This window comes from Geobacillus sp. JS12 (assembly GCF_001592395.1).
Lineage (GTDB): Bacteria > Bacillota > Bacilli > Bacillales > Anoxybacillaceae > Geobacillus > Geobacillus zalihae.
On sequence record NZ_CP014749.1, the window covers coordinates 2,024,457 to 2,040,885 of the forward strand.

The window sequence follows — 16,429 nt, forward strand, 5'->3', positions numbered from 1 at the left end:
GTTCTCTCCCTTATTCAGGCTTGACTAAAAACAACGGCTGGCCATATTCGACGAGCTGGCCGTTTTGCACCAACACCTCGACAATTTCGCCATCGACTTCCGCTTCAATTTCATTAAACAGCTTCATCGCCTCGATGATGCAAACGACCGTATCTTTTTTCACTTTGTCGCCCGGCTTCACATACGGCGGCTTGTCCGGCGCCGGCGCTGCGTAGAACGTGCCGACCATCGGCGAAGTAATTTGATGCAAGTTGCCTTCCACAGCCGGCTTTGCTTCTTTGACCACCGGCGTTTCCGCTTTCGGTGCCGGCGCTTCCGAGGCCGCTGCTTGAACGGGAGGAGCTGCCGGAGCCGGTTCGACCGCGGCCGGAGCGGCAGGCGCCGGCGGCGCGACCGCCGTCTGTGCGGCCGCAGCCGACGCAACGGCAACAGCAGCCGTTCCTTTTTTCATATGTACTTTTGTTTCGCCTTGTTCGTATACGAATTCGTCAATCGAGGACTGGTCGACCAAGCGGATCAATTCACGGATTTCTTGAATTTTCATCGATCTCACACCTTTCTCCAAGTATCGTGCAGCCCGTTCCTTTCTGGCGGTGCCTAAACGTGTCCATAACGATTATACACACAACAGTAGGACAAACAAAAGACTTTTCCGCAAAAAAAGAAGCTGCCCTAAAGAGCAGCGCGTTCATCCAGCCGGCTGAAACTCAACCGTCACGTATTCAGCATCGGGTATTTCTTTTTTCACCATATGAATGACTTCATTCGCCGATTTCGCTGAGCTTTGTTTCGCTTTGATCGTCACGCGCACTTGGTTGTCATCGGCGCGCACGAGCACGTCTTCATAACCGCCTTTTGATTTGATGAGCGTCTCCAACGTGGCTTCTTTTTCGGACAATGCTTGCAATTTTTCAATTTTGTCGAGCGCTTCATTTTTTTCTTCCGCTGTCGCGTTCGCTGAAGCGACAATGGCGTTCAGCTCATCGCGCAGCCGGCTCCGTTCATCCTCAATTTTCATGCGCAGCGCTGTAAACAAGTCGTCGCCCGTTTCGCCAGACGCGGACGGCTTTTTCGCCTCTTCGACAGCGACGCTCGGCTGATCGGTTGTTTTTTCCGTTTTCTTATTGGCGGTAAATGCCGGACTGTCGTTCATATTTTTTGGCGCTGTCACGTAATAGACCGACAGCACAACGACCAAGCTCAACATCGTCAACAGCCATACGGTTTGTTTTTTCAACATGCCGATCTCCTCCCCTTACCCGGTCATTTTTTCGGCAAGACAGCGACGCGGTAGCTCGGAACGTTTAACACGCGCGTCACCGCCTCGACGATCCATTTTTTGATTTGCAAATTATCCGCCCCTTTGGCGACAACGAGAACGCCGCGGATGTCCGGCTTTTTCGTGGCGACGACAAGCGGCGTTTCTTCTTCGCCGTTATGAATAATGATGACTTCTTCATTGGTCGACTCGTTTTCGATCGTCCGCTTCCCGCCTTCCTTGTCGCTCTCTTCCGTTGTCTGTTGCTGAGTCGAACGCTTTTTCTCATACAGTTTCAACTCCGTGGAATCGAGATTGACGACGACCGTGACATCATCCACCCCTTCGATCGCCTCAAGAGCGGCTTTCAGTTCTTTTTCGTACCGCTCCTCATAGGCGGCGATCACTTTCTCTTTCGTCTCCTTGCTTGCCAGGAATGCCGGCTCGGCTGGAGCGGACGGCTGCCCGGCGGAAGGCTTCGCTTCGGCTTCCTCTCCACTGTTTGCCCAATGGCTTGCCGACATCAAGGCGACACCAGCCAACAGCAGGACGACGACGTACGAAAACGGCCATTTTTTCTGTGCTCCTTCCCCGTCTTTCGGCGCTGAAGAAAAGAGCCGTTTGATGAGCGGCAACATCCCCCCTCTATTCCCTCCCCCTAAATTGCACGTCAATTTTATCTTCATCGATTTCCCATCGGCCGGCGAGAAAAGCGCGCACCTCCTCTGCCAGCGAAGCATCGCCCTCCGGCAAAGCCGGCGGCTTCGTCGTATCGATGACAACCGGTTCGACCGAACCGGCTGACTTCTGTTTCGAAAGGACGACCTCAATCGTCTTGATGTCATCCGGCATGCGCCAGTCGTCGCCTGGCTTGGCGTAAACGTTGACATCCGCTTTCAGCCCATACTTTTCCATCAACTCCTCATTGACATCGTTTTCGAGCTGGACAGCCATTTGTTTTAAAATATATGCGCGTTGCGAGGCTTGTATTTCTTTTTTCTGCTGTTCGATTTGATTTTTTATTGCCTCTTCCCCCGCACGGCCATTGGAAAAATGGACGAGCGCCGACGCGATGAGCTGCTCGGGATCAACGGAAGCGAGCCGGAGCATCGGAGCGAGCATCACGAGAACGAGCATAAGCCCGACAGCCATTTTAACGTATTTTTGCATCGTCCCCGACGGCAGCAAAAAATCGATGACGACAGCAAACAACAAAAACAAAATGATGTTTGTCACCCACTCAATGACTAGCTGCATAGCGCTCCCCCTAGCGGACCATCATCGTAATGTTCCCGGCCATCACCATGACGGTGAGGCTTAAGAAAAACATGAGCGACACAATGAGCAGCGCCGCCAGCACGTAAGCGATGCTTTTGCCGATGATGTTGAGGCAGGACAATACCGGTCCGCCGCCAAGCGGCTGCAGAAGAGCAGCCGATAGTTTGTAGACGATGACGACGGCGAAAATTTTCACCGCTGGAAAGATGGCGATCATGAGCAAAATCGCCGCCCCGACCAACCCGACCGTATTTTTCAACAGCATGGAAGCGGCGACGACCGTATCGGCGGCATCGGTGAACAGCTTGCCGACGACCGGGATGAAATTGCCGGTGACAAATTTCGCCGCCCGGAGCGCCACGCCGTCAGCCACGGCCGCTGTCGCTCCTCGCACGGACATGACGCCAAGGAACACGGTCAAAATGAGGCCGAGCAAACCGAGGGCGGCTTTGTTGAGCAAATCGGCGAGCTGAGTCGCCTTGTAACGGTCGCTGAGCGTGCTGACGACCGAAAGCAGCGCAGCCAGAAGCAAAAGCGGCAAGGTGACGTATTCAACGACCGTGCCGGTGGTGTTCATCACAAACAAAATGATCGGGTGGAAAAACGCCGCCGACGCGACCCCGCCGGAAGTGGCGAGCAGGGCGAGCAGCAGCGGAACGAGGGCGATGATGAAATGGCTCATCGTCCGCACCGCCTCAAGCGCATAATCCGCCGCGAGGCGAAAGCTGTTTAAGGCGATCAACAAGAGCACCATATAGACGACCGCCTGGGCGATTTTGCTTACTTCCTGCTGAGCGAATGCATTTTGCAGCGATTGCAGCACCGTGCTGAAGACAGCAAGCAAAATGAGCGTGCCGAGCAGTTTGCCGTTCACCTGCAGTTCATAAAACAAATAGCGGGCGAGCGCCTTCAGCCATTCGGACGGCGACCATTGCTTGTCGCCGCTTAAAAAATCGGTGAGCGGCCCTTTCTCGCTTTCCGGCAAAAACCCCCATACTCGCTGACGATCGTTTCCCAATAACGGCGGATATCGCTCACATCGAGCTGAGCGAGCTGCTCGCTGACCGACGGTCCATCGCTTGCGGCTTGTACGACCAACGGACAAAAAAAGAGAGAAAGCAGCCCGACAATAAGGAACGCTGTTCGCTTCAATCCGTTCCCCCCTTTAGCGCGCCGACGGGATGAGGCCGATGACCGCTTCGATGATCGCGGTTAAAATCGGAACAGCCAGCGCCAAAATGACGATTTTGCCGCCGAGCTCAATTTTGGCAGCAATCGCCCCTTGGCCGGCGTCTTTGGAAATTTGCGCGGCGAACTCGGCAATGTAGGCAATGCCGATGATTTTCAGCATCGTCTCTAAATACACCATCTGAATATGGGCGCCTTCGGCCATTTTTCGCAACATCGCCAAAATGCTGCTGATTTGATCGACCAACAACAGAAAAATGGTGCAGCCGACAAACACGGTCAACAAAAAGGCCAGATTCGACTTTTGCTCTTGCAGCAACACGACCAAAAACGTCGCGATCAACCCGAGGCCGACGATTTGCAAAATGTCAATGGCCGATCCCTCCTACCCGCGGAACAAAAAGACATCCTTGATTTTTTGGAACAAGTCGCTGACGATGGAAGCGACCATAAACAAAATATAAATAAAGCCGAGCAGCGTCACCCATTGGGCGTATTCTTTCCTCCCCATCTGATCGAGCACCGTATGCAAAAACGCGATGACGATGCCGACGCCGGCGATTTTCAAAATGAGATCGACATCGATGCCCATGATTCTGCCTCCTGTCTACATGAGTAAAATGACGAGCAGCAGGCCGGCCAACACGCCTAAACTTTTCGCCATCTTGGCGTAGCGCGCTTGGTTGTCTAGCGCTTCCGCTTCCTCCCGCTCAAGATGGGCGAGCGCCAGCGCGATTTGCCTTTGCTGGGTGAGCCGGTCGTATTGGCCAAGCGTGGCGCCAAATTGTTTCATCACTTCAAATTCTCCTTGCTTTAGAGCGGTTTTTCCCCATACGGCTCGCAAGCTTTTTTCCCATGCCTCGGCGGCGCTCGTTTCTTCTGTGCATAACGCGGCGGCAAACCGCTCGAACAATTCGGACAACGGGGCGGCCGTTTGCCGGGCGAGATGCATAGCGGCGTCGGCAAGCGGCGTATGGCCATACATCACTTCCGCCTCAAGCGCCCTCAGCGCCGCTTTCAGCTGGCGGAGCTGGCGCGGCCGCTCGTGCAACACGCGGGCGGCGGCAAACCCAAGCCATGTTGAGGCGGCGAGAATCAACAGAGCGCCAAACCATTTCATCGATGGACCACCGCCCTTTCATACAGCACCGTTCCGCCAGCGTCGAGAATGCGTCGGATTGAGCCGGGATGGGGAATGTTCGTCAGCTCAATAAACCGTTCAAACACCTTTTGTTCCATCACCGGGCCGAGCGTCGGACGCTGCCAGACGTCTTGGATGTTGCGGCCGTGCACAGTCGTCCATACAGAGACGCCAGCATTGGCCGCTTCAAGCACTGCCTCGCTGTCCTCCTCGCGTCCGATTTCGTCGACAATCATGACATCAGGGCTCATCGCGCGGATCATCATCATCATCCCTTCCGCTTTCGGGCAGGCGTCCAACACGTCAAGGCGCGGGCCGAACGAAAACTGAGGAATCCCTTTCACACAGCCAGCGATTTCCGACCGTTCGTCAACGATCGCCACCTTTTGCGCCGGAATGCGCCCCGTCCCGCTGCTAATCAAGCGCGCCGCATCGCGCAGGAGCGTCGTTTTTCCCGTCTGCGGCGAGCCGATGATCATCGTATGACGCCAGCGGCCGTCGTACACATACGGAATCAGCGGCTCGGCGATGCCGATCTGTTCCTTGGCGATGCGAATGTTAAACGAGGAAACATCGCGGATCGCTTTCACCTTGCCCCCTTCCGTAATGACTTTGCCGGCCAGCCCAACGCGATGCCCCCCTCAATCGTCATAAATCCGCGCTTCAGCTCTTCTTCGACGGCATAGATCGAATAATGACTCAATTTGTTGAGCAAATGCACGCCGTCTTCTTTCGTCACTTCATACGGCAGCAATCGGGCCGTTCCGTCGACGATCACCTCAAGCGGCCGGGAGACGCGGATGCGGATTTCTTCAATTCCGCGGCGGCATGAAGGAAGATGGTGCTGCAACGCGGCGGCGACCGTTTTCGGCAAAATTCCCCACACCGCTTCCATGGCCCTCCCCCTTTTCTTGTGGACTAGTTCATATGTATGGGCGGAATGCGCCGTTTATGCCTTACTTGTAAATCGCGAACAAAATGAGCGCGATCCCGAGCGCCACAAGCCCAAGCCGTGAAAACGAGAGCTCGTCCGCAAGCGAAAGCAGTCCAATCGCCATGGTCACCATCATGACGGTTGGACCGACGACAGCAAGCGCAGCATTAACGGCAAGCGCTTTTTTCACGTCATTGAACACAAGCATCAACAGCGCCGCGCTCAGTTCAATGAACGCGGACACCATCCGCATGCCAGCCATGGCCATAACGGACGGGTCGATCGATCGCAGCCAATGTTTCATGTTCCCCTCCTGTTTTGCCAAATGGGATCGATTAGTACAAACGTATGCGAAAACAAGCCGTTTCAGAAGAAGTTTTTACTGAGGAAAACGATGGGGGAGAGCAAAACGGCGCCCATTTTGCGCATAAAAAACACCGCCCCGGAAGGTGTCCGAGACGGTGCCTGTCGGGCTTGCGCTTACGCCCGCGAAACGTACGTGCCATCGGCCGTATTAATGATGAGCGTGTCGCCTTCGTTGACGAAAAACGGCACTTGAACGACAAGGCCGGTTTCGAGCTTCGCCGGCTTCGAGCCGCCAGAAGCGGTGTCACCTTTAATGCCTGGCTCTGTTTCAACGACTTTCAGCTCGACGGTGTTCGGCAGCTCGACGCCGATCGTTTCGCCTTGGTACATCATAATAAATACTTCCATATTCTCTTTCAAGAACTTCAGTTCATGCTCGATTTGTTTCGCCGGCAGCTCGATTTGTTCATACGTTTCCATATCCATAAAAACGTGTTGGTCGCCGTTGGCGTACAAATATTGCATTTTGCGTGTGTCGATTTGCGCCCGGTTCACTTTTTCGCCGGCGCGGAACGTCCGCTCCTGAATGGCGCCGGTGCGCAAATTGCGCAGCTTCGAACGGACGAACGCCGCCCCCTTGCCCGGCTTGACGTGCTGGAATTCAAGGACGCGCCAAATCTCGCCGTCCACCTCAATCGTAAGTCCTGTGCGAAAATCGTTGACTGAAATCATTAGCCGAAATCCTCCTCACGCAATCCATTATAAAATGATCAGTTCTTTTGGCGAATGGGTGAGCGCTTCGTTCCCGTCAGCAGTGATGACCGTATCGTCCTCGATGCGCACCCCGCCAAGCCCCGGGATGTAAATGCCCGGCTCGACGGTGACAACCATGCCTGGCTCAAGCACGACATCCGAACGGAACGAAAGCGTCGGCCCTTCGTGAATTTCCAATCCAATCCCATGGCCGGTCGAATGGCCGAAATAGTCGCCATACCCTTTTTCGCGGATGTAATCGCGCGTGAGCGCATCGGCTTCCTTGCCGGTCATGCCTGCCTTGAGCCCGTTCATGCCTCGTTGCTGCGCTTCAAGAACGATGTCATAGATCGTCCGCAACTCCGCGCTAATGTCGCCGACGGCGACCGTTCTCGTCATATCGGAACAATACCCTTTATAGTAAGCCCCGAAATCAAGCGTGACGAGCTCGCCGCGCTCGATCGTTTTCTCTGACGCCACCCCGTGCGGCAGCGCCGAACGGTAGCCAGAGGCAACGATCGTATCAAAGGAGGACGAAGACGCCCCTTGTTTGCGCATAAAAAATTCCAGCTCATTCGCCACTTCGATTTCTTTAACGCCTGGACGGATGAACGACAAAATGTGCGAAAACGCCGCATCGGCGATTTCTGCTGCTTCCTTTAATATCTTAATCTCTGCCTCTGACTTAATCAAGCGCAATTTTTCTACGAGCCAAGACGTTGGCACGAGTTCAGCGCGGATGGCTTCTTCATACGACTTGTATGCGGCATAGGTGACATGTTCTTGCTCAAAGCCAAGCCTCTTGATGCCAAGCCGCTTCACCTGATTGGCAATTTCTTCGATGATCGGCCCGCTGTGCTGGACGACTTCAAACCCTTGGGCTTGCCTCGATGCTTGTTCGACGTAGCGGAAGTCCGTAACCAACACCGCCCCTTGACGGCTGACAAGTACAGCGCCGGCCGTGCCAGTAAACCCGGTCAAATAGCGGCGGTTGTAGCCGTTTGTGATTAACAGCCCGTCGATATGCTGCTCGTCAAGAAGCTCCCGAAGCTTTTCCAGCTTTTCCATGTTTCCGTCTCCTCTTCCCTTAGAGTGTGCTCGTCTCCTTGGCTGCCTGCGTCGAGAGCGGAGAAAATCTTCGCGGTCAGGATGACGCGAAAGACCTCGTAGGCGCGCCAGTTTCACGCAGCGCCCGCAGCAGCCATGGACTGATGGTGAAACACAAGTGTTGATGATCCATTATTTTACTATATAGGTGCAACCAAAACGTTTAACATATCTTTGACAGAAAAGCCACTTATCGATTTTTCGACTGTCGAGGGCAATCCTTTGCTTGCCTCCGTCACGCCGATCCAATGCTCAGTAAAAGCTACAAATGCGAAAACTTCAAATTGATAAAAAAACACAGAATCATATGGCTGAACACAAGCTTTTCTGTCTCTTCCCTCGAACAAGAACGCCGGCGGGCAAATGTCATTTGCCAGCAAAGCGTTCATTGTTTGAGGAGAGCATGCCGTCATATGCCCAGTCGGCAAGCGAACCGCTTGCCGACGACGGCAGAAAGACTGGGAACAGAGCCTTCTCATCTGGTTTTTATTGGTTCATCAACACGCCTGATGCTGAAACGTTCCAAAACCTTCTTTATTTTACCATAAAGATGGTCGTTTCCGCTAGACATCCGCGCGGCGCTTGATGCAGCACTCACTCGAGCGGGTGAGAGCGAAAAGAAGCTTCATCAGTTTCCTTCATTTGCCTCCTCTTTTCCGACATTTGACGCCGGTCGATTCATTTCTTGCGTTTCAAACGAAATCGAATAGCCGACAAATACGCCATATAAAATGTATAGGCAAAGCGTCGTAATAATCGTATTCGCTTCTAAGTCTGCAACTGGTTGGACGTTTGGAAACAGTGGATTAAACAAATAAAAGACCATCATCCAAAGCACCACGCCATATACAATTCCCGCCCACATACCGGCGATCTTGCGCAGGAACGCATAGTACAAAAGCGCCGCCGCAATGGAAATGATGCCGATCAGCACGATGGCCGCATAATTGCCGGCTTTCCCATATTTCCAGTCCCCGGCCACCCACGGGATGAGAATCATATTCGGACTGATTTCACTGAAATGGAAAAAATAGGCCAAATAGCCGATCAAACTCCAAAACACCCCGCCGACAAACCCGATGATGATCGTTTTTTGTATGAGCGTCATCGGCCGCTCCGTTTTCTCTTGCTCGAGCTCCCCTTTTTGTTCCGCCATCATCGTGCACCTCCTTGTCTGGTAGTATGACCGAAAGCCGACCGTCCCATGAATCAAACGAAAAAAATGGGTTCATCACCAAAAGTTGTACTTGCACCTGTCATGAAAGTATGTTAGCTGTTTCTAGCCGAACCCGCAATGCAAAACGCTGGATATTTCTGTATCCGTATCCCCGACGTTTCATCAGCTTGATCTTGTTATTTGTTCCCTCCATTTTCCCATTTGAATAAGGGGATAAAATGCACGATATGATTTCGTCTGTTCGTTTGACGAGTGATTTTGCGATGGCGCGAACAGCAGAACAAGGACAAAACAAATACCGATGAACCCAGGCGTTCAAACGACGTTTCGCTTGTCGCTCGCTTTGGCTTTTGGATACATAACGAAAATGTTGAAGGGATTGATAGACAGCCTGCAAGGAATCGCTCTCTTTCTGCCACTCCCGCACCGTTTGGCGCTCCTCCTCGGTGAGTTTCTCGGGGCACTGGGTCAATAAGCGGCAAACATACCGAACATGCCCATGTTTCTTGTTCCCTTTTCCGAAGGATTGGCGGCATCGATCCAACGCTTCCGTAAACAATTGAATCACATGAAAATAATCGACCACATGCTTCGCTTCCGGACACACCCCTTGAATGGCTTTTTTCATCGCTGGAGCCAAATCACTCACGACATACTGAACAGAACCAGACACAGGAGCCAACACACGTCCAATGGCTTCCTCGTTCTTTCCTGCTTCAACGGCATACACTTCTCCCGTTTCGGCATCCATGACTGCCACTCCGTAATCATGTCCTTTTCGAAACGCAAACTCATCGACACAAACTGCCTTTGGTTGGATGTCATTCGATAGGAAGGAAGGGGCATGGGTATAAAACCAGCGTTCAACGGTCGTGTACGGAAGCTTGAGCATACGAGCCACCGCCTGAATGGATGTTCCGATGCAAGATTGCGCCACCCATTGCTGAAACGCATCCGTCGCTGCACTTCGAGGGGAAATTCCGGGATAAGACGTGCTGAATGTCATGCCACATGTACAACAACGTCTACGCTCCACAGGGAGTTCCACCCAAAAGATGCCGATCCGTTGAGCATACCCATGCATCCATTGCTTCTTTTTTCCTGTCATTTTGATCGTGCGTTTCAAGCAAACAGGACATAACGGGCATTGTTCGGGAAGAGAAAGTTCGAAAATCCAACGTTCTTCTTCTTTTCGCACCTTTTGAATCAAAACATCTGGTAAATCGATGAGTTCTTTGATAAACTGAGCGTACATGCGAATTTTCCTCCAATGGTTTGGTTTGGACACCTTTACCATACAGGAAAATTCGCATTTTTTGTATCCTCCCTCTAGAAATGTTGATTTATCAAGGCTTTTCGGCCCCTCAGGGGTGTCCAAAAAATATTTTTCGACAAAATCCCTTACATTCTTTTTCAGTTTTGTGGATATCTTACAGACCTAGGGTGCGCTTCGCGGCCACGGCTGGACATATTTTCCTGCCGTGGGAGGAAGCGTATTCGATGCACCCTTTGGATCTCCGCGTCGCTGATGAGGACGAACCCTCCCATGTCTCCGGGCGTCTTTGCGCCAACATTCCCTCGTTCGGTCTCGTCATCAGGCGGAGGCCGGCCAAGCTCCTTTGGGGACTCAAGGTCGAATGGATACAATCACGCCAGCTTCTCCGGTGTCATCCTGTTGTCCAACGATTCTTCCGTTCGCAGGGGGAGGCCTTAGGCCGCCCGTTGCACCTGGGACAAGACGTCCTGTTTCATTCGCTCCGCGTCAAAGGCTTGTTTCTTCGTACAAATCGCAAACAGCACATTCAACAGCTTCCGGCACAAGGCGACGATGGACTGCTTTCCGGTCAGCGGATTGACGGGGCGGGTCGTATAATACTCATGCAGCTCGCGAAACGCCTCGTTGTGCCGAATCAGCGGAATCATCGCCCGAAACAGCACCGATCGCAGCCGTTTCCGTCCCCGTTTGGAGATGTGCTTTTGCCCTTTGCGCTGGCCGGAGGAGTTCTCCTTGAGCGTCAGGCCCGCCAACTTCACCAATTGACGCGGGTCCCGATAGTGGGCGAAGCTGCCGATCTCCGCCAGCAGATCGATGATCGTGGCGTCTCCCAACCCGTCGACCGTTTTCAGCCATTGATACTCCATCGTCGTTTGAACCAACGCCTTCAACTCGGCGTCCAACGCGGCGATCTCAGCCTCCAATTGGCGGTATCGGCGGACGAGCGCGGCGATCTCAAACCGGGCCATCGTCGTCCCTTCCGTCACCCCAATCGAGTCCTTCGCGGCGTTGATCAACGCCTGAATTTTGGCCTTCTGCGGGCATTTCAGCCCTTCGCTTTGCCGGTACACCTCAAGAAGCTCCTCCACCGTCCGGCCGGCCATATCGGCTGGAAGCGGCGTCCACTCCAGCACCGAAAGCGCCGTTTTCCCCAGGTCGCGAAACACCGTCCAAAACTCTGGAAAATATCGGTCGGTCCAGCGGACGATCGCGTTTTTCACCGCCGTCTGTTCCTTGCGGAGCTTCTCTTTGAGCGTGCTCCCGACGCGCAAATCGGCTTCGATCTCGTGCAGCAGCCGGGGGACGAGGAATCGTCCGTCTTTCGCCAGTCTGGCGATGACTAGGGCGTCTTTGGCGTCATGTTTCGTCGGCAGGTTGTCATCGAGTTCTTTCGACCGGCACACATGCGCCGGATTGACCATGACCAACGGGATCTCGTGCTCCTCAAGGAAGTAGGCGAGGTTCAACCAGTAGTGCCCGGTCGGCTCCACCGCGACGATCACCTCTGACTTCCCGAACGCTTGCATCGCCTCCTGAATCGCTTCATACAGCTGGCGAAAGCCCTCTTTCGACTGGAAGATCGGGAACGATTTGCGAAGCACACGCCCCCGGTCATCCACGAAGCAGGCGTAGTGGGTTCGTTTCGCGATATCGATGCCCACCACAAGCGTTTGTTCGGTGACTTGATCAATTTTATAGTTTTGTGTACAATTCATCTGAAGTCCTCCTTGGTATGGTGAGTGATGTGTTTGACACCCCTGCATCATACCAAGAGGGCTTTTTTTGATCAAGTCCCCGGAAAAGCTCCTAACGGGAATGCTCTATTTTCCCTATGCATACCTATCTTAAAATCTCAAGTACAACTTGTGGTGAAGAGCCAAAAAATGACCGCTCTTGTGTAAATCATGGATTTTTTGGAAATCATAATCGTAGCATCAACCTAGAGGTTTCCGGATATTTCTTGTAGAATAAAATAATAAACATAAAAAATAGGTTGGTGTTGGCCTGATGAAATCATCAATGGAGAAACCGTTATACGGCGGCCAAGCGGTCGTTGAAGGGGTGATGTTTGCTGGCAAGACGCACTCCGTCACCGCTATTCGCCGCCATGACGGGACGATTGACTATTTTACGCTGCCTCGCCGCAGCCATCCGACGCTGGCTGCCCTGAAAAAAATCCCGTTTGTCCGCGGCATTGTCGCCATTATTGAGGCGAGCGCAAACGGGGCCAAGCATTTGCAGTTTGCCAGCGAACAATATGAGGCGTCCTCGGACGAAAAACAGGCCGCCGAAGAAAGCCGCTCCAAATTCGGGCTGATTCTCGGCGCCGCCGTCATCGGCGTGCTATCGTTTTTATTCGCCAAAACCATTTTTACGCTCGTTCCGGCGCTCGCCGCCGACGCCTTTAAACCGCTTGTACCGGGGAAAATGGGGCAAATTTTGCTTGAAGGAGCCTTTAAGCTTGCTCTTTTGCTCGGCTACATTTACTTTATTTCGTTGACGCCGCTTGTTAGGCGCGTGTTCCAATACCACGGGGCGGAACATAAAGTCATCAACGCCTTTGAAGCGGGGTGGCCGCTCACTGTTGAGCACGTCCAGCGCGCCTCGCGCCTTCACTACCGATGCGGCAGCAGCTTCATTTTATTTACGGTCATGATCAGCTTATTCCTTTATTTGTTCGTGCCGACGGATCCGCTTTGGCTGCGAATCGCAAACAGGCTCGCTTTAATTCCTGTCGTGCTTGGCGTTTCGTTTGAAGTCTTGCAGTTTACAAATAAATTGAGGGATATTCCGCTGCTAAGCTGGCTTGGCTATCCCGGGCTATGGCTGCAGCGGTTGACGACAAAAGAACCGGACGATGACCAAGTGGAAGTGGCCATCGCCTCGTTTCAGCGGCTTCTTGATTTGGAAGCGGAAGCCGAAAGGAAACAAGCGGTGCAGTAATCGATCAAAGGGGGTGGACTCATTGCGGCGCCGGGCCATTCATCCGCTTGTCGGGCTTATGATTTTGCTTGGAACGCTTGGCATTGTCTATACCCTTTTTGCCCATCCGACGGTGCTGTTCCGCCAGCTGTTGTTTGTTGCGCTGTTTTTGGCCGCCATTTATCTCTTCTACCGGTTCGTATACCAACGCCGCACCGATAAAGATCGGTTATCGTATTTAAAGGCGGTGCGGCAGTCGAAAAAGCTCCATCCCCGCTCCGGGCGCAAACAAGCAAAGCCGGCGAAACTGAAGCGGCCGCTGAAAAAACGGACGGCCATTCCGCACTTGACCGTGATCGAGGGCAAAAAAGGCAAAAAAAAGAATCGAGCTTCGTTTTAGCTTGATTCTTTTTTGTTTGCCTCTGCCGTTCAGCTGAAAAATCGGCGGCAGAGGTGTGCCCTATTGCCGCTTTCCCGTCTAGTACGCCCATTGGCGCAAAAACTGCCGCGTCCGCTCGCGTCCGTAATCGATCAGGCGGCGGCGCGCTTCCAGTTCGATGGAAAATTCCGTAGAAATAACGTTGTCCACCGGCAAAAAGACGATGTTTTTTTCATGGCGACGCGAAATGTAGCGCGCATCATGCGCCTCTCTCATGGCCGCAAACAGCGCCTCATACAAATCGAGCGCATTGGTGATCGTTCGTTTCGGCCGCTCCCCTGGTTTTGGGCTCAGCTGAACGCCCAGCACCGGCCGTTTTTTCTTCTTTTCTTCATCGAACAAAAACAGCGGAAAGTTGCTGAGCACCCCCCCGTCGACAATGAAAGCCACACCGTTTCGCCCGCGAAGGCGGACCGGCTCAAAGAAATAAGGAATGCTGATGCTCATCCGCACTGCTTTGGCGATGGAAAACGACCCAGGGTCAATGCCGTATATGGCTAAATCGTCTGGCAGCACGACGATGCGCCCGTTCGTCACATCGGAAGCGACGATATACAAACTGCCGGCCGGCACATCTTGAAACGTCCGCACGCCGCGGGCGGCGAGCGCCGCCTCGAGCCACCGCTCAAACGCCTTTCCTTGATACAGCCCAAGATGCCAATACAAGCGCACCCATTTCCAAAACGAAAACGGAATCCATAGCGGCCGTTCATCCAAAAACTGCTCCAACTCCAACTCCTCAAGCAGTCGGGCGATGTCGCGGGCGCTGTAGCCTGCCGATAGCAACGCCGAAAGCAACGCTCCCGCACTCGTGCCGGCAAGCCGCTTCCAGCGCAGACCTTTTTCCTCAATCGCTTCATACGCTCCAAGCAACGCAAACCCTTTCACCCCGCCGCCGGAAAAGACAAGATCAATGTCCACCGCCGCCTCCCCCTTTTTGCCGTTTATACATATGTAAGAAAAAAGGAGGGCATTTAGTACGGCAAACAAAAAAGAGCAAGCATCGGCTTACTCTCCTTGTTCATTGCGCTTTTGGACATCGCGCAGCGCTTCAAGGCGGCGTTCGTCCTCTTGAAAATACTGCACCAAATCGCCGATCCGGTCGATGGCGTTCCAGCTCAAATGGTGTTCAATCCCTTCCACGTCGCGGTAAATGTTTTCTTCGCTGACACCGATCAAACGGAGAAACTGCTCAAGCAGCTCATGGCGGTAGACGAGCCGCTGGCCGATTTTTCTTCCTTTTGGCGTCAAGACGAGTCCGCGGTATTTCTCATACACTAAATACTCATCTTTATCGAGCTTTTGCACCATTTTCGTCACCGAGGAGGGATGGACGGACAACGCTTCAGCGATGTCAGAGACACGGGCATAGCCCTTTTCTTCAATCAAAATGTAAATTTGCTCAATATAATCTTCCATGCTTGGTGTCGGCAACGTTTGTCCCCTCCCATCACGTTTGTCTGCCGCAGACAAGTGCAGCGGCCGTCAGCATCTCTCATGAACATGGCCGCCCTGTCCATTTCGGCTAGACGCTGCCGGGCCAGTCGGCCGCCCAGGCAAACAAAAAATAGCAATCAATCCCATTATACCATGAAGGGAACATTACGTAAAATACTGCACTTGGGCCGATGGAAAAAAGCGAGCAATATACGAGCGCGTGGTTTCCTCCAGCTCCCGCGCTTCCTCGTCACGGTACACATATTTGCCGATGCCGTACCGCCCCCACTTATACTTGCGCTTCGATTCGTCCAAATCGAGCTTGGTTTTCGGGTAACGCTGCTCGATGACCCGCTTGGCCGGCTTGGTAAACCGATGCTGGATGAGCTCAAACGTCAAATCAGATAAGTCCACCCCTTCCAATTGCCGGGCGAGCTCCTGAAACAATTCAAAATACCCTTGTTCCCAGCCGTCATGCCGGTAAATCGGCGCGACGACAAAGCCGAGCTGATAGCCGGCACCGGCCACTTTGCGCGCTGCTTGAAGCCGCGCATCAAAGGACGACGTTCCTGGCTCGAAATGGCGGATGACATAACGGGAGTTGACGCTGAAGCGAAAATGCGTCTTACCGTTATGCTTCGCATCAAGCAAATGGTCGACATGCTCATACTTCGTCACAAATCGGAGCCGCCCGTAGTCGGTCGCGCCAATAAACTCAATCGCTTTTTTCAGCGAATGGGTCAAATGATCGATCCCGACAATGTCGGACGTGCATGCCGCCTCGAAGCGAGTAATCTCGGGTGCGCGCTCGTCAATATACTTTTGCGCTTGAGCGAAAATGTCGTCCAAGTTGACATACACGCGGATATATGGCTTGCTTCCCAATGTCGTTTGCAAATAGCAATAATGGCAATGGCCCATGCATCCGGTTGCCAACGGAATGGCGTATTCGGCTGACGGCTTCGATGAATCAAATTTCAGCGTCCGCCGCACGCCAACAACGAGCGTCGATTTCGCATTTCGATACCGGGCCAGCTCCGTCTCTCCCGGAATGCCGCGCACTTGGTTGTGCGATGTCGTCTCGCGAATCTCGATTCCCATTTGTGTAAATTTCTCGTACAATTCCTTTCCGAGCGGGTACGACAACGCCTCCGGTTCGAAATACACAAGTTTTGGCACAAACGGTTTCATCGTTTTCCTCCATTTCGTCCAT

Annotated in this window: 19 protein-coding genes and 2 pseudogenes; 3 read left to right on the forward strand and 18 right to left on the reverse strand. The window is 53.1% G+C overall.

The window, feature by feature from the left end:
- Positions 1-10: 10 nt before the first annotated feature.
- The 12 genes and pseudogenes from accB to A0V43_RS09930 all read right to left on the reverse strand — a co-directional run bounded on the left by accB (position 11) and on the right by A0V43_RS09930 (position 7,926).
- Positions 11-544, reverse strand: coding sequence for an acetyl-CoA carboxylase biotin carboxyl carrier protein (gene accB / locus A0V43_RS09875; RefSeq protein WP_041468279.1), 534 nt, complete (start codon positions 542-544; stop codon positions 11-13).
- A gap of 144 nt (positions 545-688) precedes the next feature.
- Positions 689-1,240 carry a SpoIIIAH-like family protein gene (locus A0V43_RS09880; protein WP_063193019.1) on the reverse strand — a complete coding sequence of 184 codons (552 nt, stop codon included), beginning with the start codon at positions 1,238-1,240 and terminating at the stop codon, positions 689-691.
- Between the two features lie 23 nt (positions 1,241-1,263).
- Positions 1,264-1,896 (reverse strand): stage III sporulation protein AG, encoded by a 633-nt coding sequence (spoIIIAG, locus tag A0V43_RS09885; protein ID WP_063193020.1) that lies wholly within the window; start codon positions 1,894-1,896, stop codon positions 1,264-1,266.
- A 7-nt stretch (positions 1,897-1,903) separates the two neighbouring features.
- Entirely contained in the window at positions 1,904-2,515 is a 612-nt protein-coding gene (spoIIIAF, locus tag A0V43_RS09890; protein WP_063193021.1) for a stage III sporulation protein AF, read from the reverse strand.
- Positions 2,516-2,525: 10 nt separating this feature from the next.
- Positions 2,526-3,688: pseudogene (gene spoIIIAE, locus A0V43_RS09895) on the reverse strand (stage III sporulation protein AE).
- A 13-nt stretch (positions 3,689-3,701) separates the two neighbouring features.
- Positions 3,702-4,088 carry a stage III sporulation protein AD gene (gene spoIIIAD, locus A0V43_RS09900; protein ID WP_012820577.1) on the reverse strand — a complete coding sequence of 129 codons (387 nt, stop codon included), beginning with the start codon at positions 4,086-4,088 and terminating at the stop codon, positions 3,702-3,704.
- 21 nt (positions 4,089-4,109) lie between these two features.
- Positions 4,110-4,316 carry a stage III sporulation protein AC gene (gene spoIIIAC, locus A0V43_RS09905; protein ID WP_011231888.1) on the reverse strand — a complete coding sequence of 69 codons (207 nt, stop codon included), beginning with the start codon at positions 4,314-4,316 and terminating at the stop codon, positions 4,110-4,112.
- 15 nt (positions 4,317-4,331) lie between these two features.
- On the reverse strand, positions 4,332-4,844 hold the full coding sequence (spoIIIAB, locus tag A0V43_RS09910) for a stage III sporulation protein SpoIIIAB (protein ID WP_011231889.1): 513 nt from the start codon (positions 4,842-4,844) through the stop codon (positions 4,332-4,334).
- Positions 4,841-5,760: pseudogene (gene spoIIIAA, locus A0V43_RS09915) on the reverse strand (stage III sporulation protein AA). Before spoIIIAA ends, spoIIIAB begins: the two are co-directional and overlap by 4 nt.
- 61 nt (positions 5,761-5,821) lie before the next feature.
- On the reverse strand, positions 5,822-6,103 hold the full coding sequence (locus tag A0V43_RS09920) for a YqhV family protein (RefSeq protein ID WP_011231891.1): 282 nt from the start codon (positions 6,101-6,103) through the stop codon (positions 5,822-5,824).
- Between the two features lie 176 nt (positions 6,104-6,279).
- Positions 6,280-6,837: an elongation factor P gene (gene efp, locus A0V43_RS09925; RefSeq protein ID WP_011231892.1), complete on the reverse strand. Its 558-nt coding sequence runs from the start codon at positions 6,835-6,837 to the stop codon at positions 6,280-6,282.
- 27 nt (positions 6,838-6,864) lie between these two features.
- Positions 6,865-7,926 carry a M24 family metallopeptidase gene (locus tag A0V43_RS09930; RefSeq protein WP_015375381.1) on the reverse strand — a complete coding sequence of 354 codons (1,062 nt, stop codon included), beginning with the start codon at positions 7,924-7,926 and terminating at the stop codon, positions 6,865-6,867.
- Positions 7,927-8,233: 307 nt separating this feature from the next.
- On the opposite strand from A0V43_RS09930, the gene A0V43_RS19800 reads away from it, so the two are divergent.
- Positions 8,234-8,551, forward strand: a complete 318-nt coding sequence (locus A0V43_RS19800) for a hypothetical protein (RefSeq protein WP_164834617.1) — start codon at positions 8,234-8,236, stop codon at positions 8,549-8,551.
- A 42-nt stretch (positions 8,552-8,593) separates the two neighbouring features.
- On the opposite strand, the gene A0V43_RS09940 is transcribed toward A0V43_RS19800, so the two are convergent.
- The 3 genes from A0V43_RS09940 to A0V43_RS09950 all read right to left on the reverse strand — a co-directional run bounded on the left by A0V43_RS09940 (position 8,594) and on the right by A0V43_RS09950 (position 12,133).
- On the reverse strand, positions 8,594-9,124 hold the full coding sequence (locus A0V43_RS09940; protein ID WP_015375382.1) for a YqhR family membrane protein: 531 nt from the start codon (positions 9,122-9,124) through the stop codon (positions 8,594-8,596).
- 97 nt (positions 9,125-9,221) lie between these two features.
- The gene (locus A0V43_RS09945; RefSeq protein ID WP_033015914.1) at positions 9,222-10,397 is read right to left on the reverse strand and encodes an ISL3 family transposase; all 1,176 of its coding nucleotides are present in this window, start codon (positions 10,395-10,397) and stop codon (positions 9,222-9,224) included.
- Between the two features lie 455 nt (positions 10,398-10,852).
- Positions 10,853-12,133 carry an IS110 family RNA-guided transposase gene (locus tag A0V43_RS09950; RefSeq protein ID WP_063192197.1) on the reverse strand — a complete coding sequence of 427 codons (1,281 nt, stop codon included), beginning with the start codon at positions 12,131-12,133 and terminating at the stop codon, positions 10,853-10,855.
- A 292-nt stretch (positions 12,134-12,425) separates the two neighbouring features.
- Between A0V43_RS09950 and A0V43_RS09955 the strand changes: the two genes are divergently transcribed.
- On the forward strand, positions 12,426-13,361 hold the full coding sequence (locus A0V43_RS09955; RefSeq protein ID WP_013144761.1) for a DUF1385 domain-containing protein: 936 nt from the start codon (positions 12,426-12,428) through the stop codon (positions 13,359-13,361).
- Positions 13,362-13,383: 22 nt separating this feature from the next.
- Positions 13,384-13,740, forward strand: coding sequence for an SA1362 family protein (locus A0V43_RS09960; RefSeq protein WP_013144760.1), 357 nt, complete (start codon positions 13,384-13,386; stop codon positions 13,738-13,740).
- 78 nt (positions 13,741-13,818) lie between these two features.
- On the opposite strand, the gene A0V43_RS09965 is transcribed toward A0V43_RS09960, so the two are convergent.
- The 3 genes from A0V43_RS09965 to splB form a co-directional block, all read right to left on the reverse strand.
- Entirely contained in the window at positions 13,819-14,700 is an 882-nt protein-coding gene (locus A0V43_RS09965) for a patatin-like phospholipase family protein (protein ID WP_063193022.1), read from the reverse strand.
- An 87-nt stretch (positions 14,701-14,787) separates the two neighbouring features.
- Positions 14,788-15,213, reverse strand: coding sequence for a transcriptional regulator MntR (gene mntR / locus A0V43_RS09970; protein WP_011231898.1), 426 nt, complete (start codon positions 15,211-15,213; stop codon positions 14,788-14,790).
- 168 nt (positions 15,214-15,381) lie between these two features.
- Positions 15,382-16,407 carry a spore photoproduct lyase gene (gene splB / locus A0V43_RS09975; RefSeq protein WP_063193023.1) on the reverse strand — a complete coding sequence of 342 codons (1,026 nt, stop codon included), beginning with the start codon at positions 16,405-16,407 and terminating at the stop codon, positions 15,382-15,384.
- Positions 16,408-16,429 lie beyond the last annotated feature (22 nt).

What these genes read in the sequence shown, in the direction of transcription:
- accB (WP_041468279.1), bottom strand. Translation starts at nt 544, where the DNA reads ATGAAAATTCAAGAAATCCGTGAATTGATCCGCTTGGTCGACCAGTCC.
- A0V43_RS09880 (WP_063193019.1), bottom strand. Translation starts at nt 1,240, where the DNA reads ATGTTGAAAAAACAAACCGTATGGCTGTTGACGATGTTGAGCTTGGTC.
- spoIIIAG (WP_063193020.1), bottom strand. Translation starts at nt 1,896, where the DNA reads ATGTTGCCGCTCATCAAACGGCTCTTTTCTTCAGCGCCGAAAGACGGG.
- spoIIIAF (WP_063193021.1), bottom strand. Translation starts at nt 2,515, where the DNA reads ATGCAGCTAGTCATTGAGTGGGTGACAAACATCATTTTGTTTTTGTTG.
- spoIIIAC (WP_011231888.1), bottom strand. Translation starts at nt 4,316, where the DNA reads ATGGGCATCGATGTCGATCTCATTTTGAAAATCGCCGGCGTCGGCATC.
- spoIIIAB (WP_011231889.1), bottom strand. Translation starts at nt 4,844, where the DNA reads ATGAAATGGTTTGGCGCTCTGTTGATTCTCGCCGCCTCAACATGGCTT.
- A0V43_RS09920 (WP_011231891.1), bottom strand. Translation starts at nt 6,103, where the DNA reads ATGAAACATTGGCTGCGATCGATCGACCCGTCCGTTATGGCCATGGCT.
- efp (WP_011231892.1), bottom strand. Translation starts at nt 6,837, where the DNA reads ATGATTTCAGTCAACGATTTTCGCACAGGACTTACGATTGAGGTGGAC.
- A0V43_RS09930 (WP_015375381.1), bottom strand. Translation starts at nt 7,926, where the DNA reads ATGGAAAAGCTGGAAAAGCTTCGGGAGCTTCTTGACGAGCAGCATATC.
- A0V43_RS19800 (WP_164834617.1), top strand. Translation starts at nt 8,234, where the DNA reads ATGCGAAAACTTCAAATTGATAAAAAAACACAGAATCATATGGCTGAA.
- A0V43_RS09940 (WP_015375382.1), bottom strand. Translation starts at nt 9,124, where the DNA reads ATGATGGCGGAACAAAAAGGGGAGCTCGAGCAAGAGAAAACGGAGCGG.
- A0V43_RS09945 (WP_033015914.1), bottom strand. Translation starts at nt 10,397, where the DNA reads ATGTACGCTCAGTTTATCAAAGAACTCATCGATTTACCAGATGTTTTG.
- A0V43_RS09950 (WP_063192197.1), bottom strand. Translation starts at nt 12,133, where the DNA reads ATGAATTGTACACAAAACTATAAAATTGATCAAGTCACCGAACAAACG.
- A0V43_RS09955 (WP_013144761.1), top strand. Translation starts at nt 12,426, where the DNA reads ATGAAATCATCAATGGAGAAACCGTTATACGGCGGCCAAGCGGTCGTT.
- splB (WP_063193023.1), bottom strand. Translation starts at nt 16,407, where the DNA reads ATGAAACCGTTTGTGCCAAAACTTGTGTATTTCGAACCGGAGGCGTTG.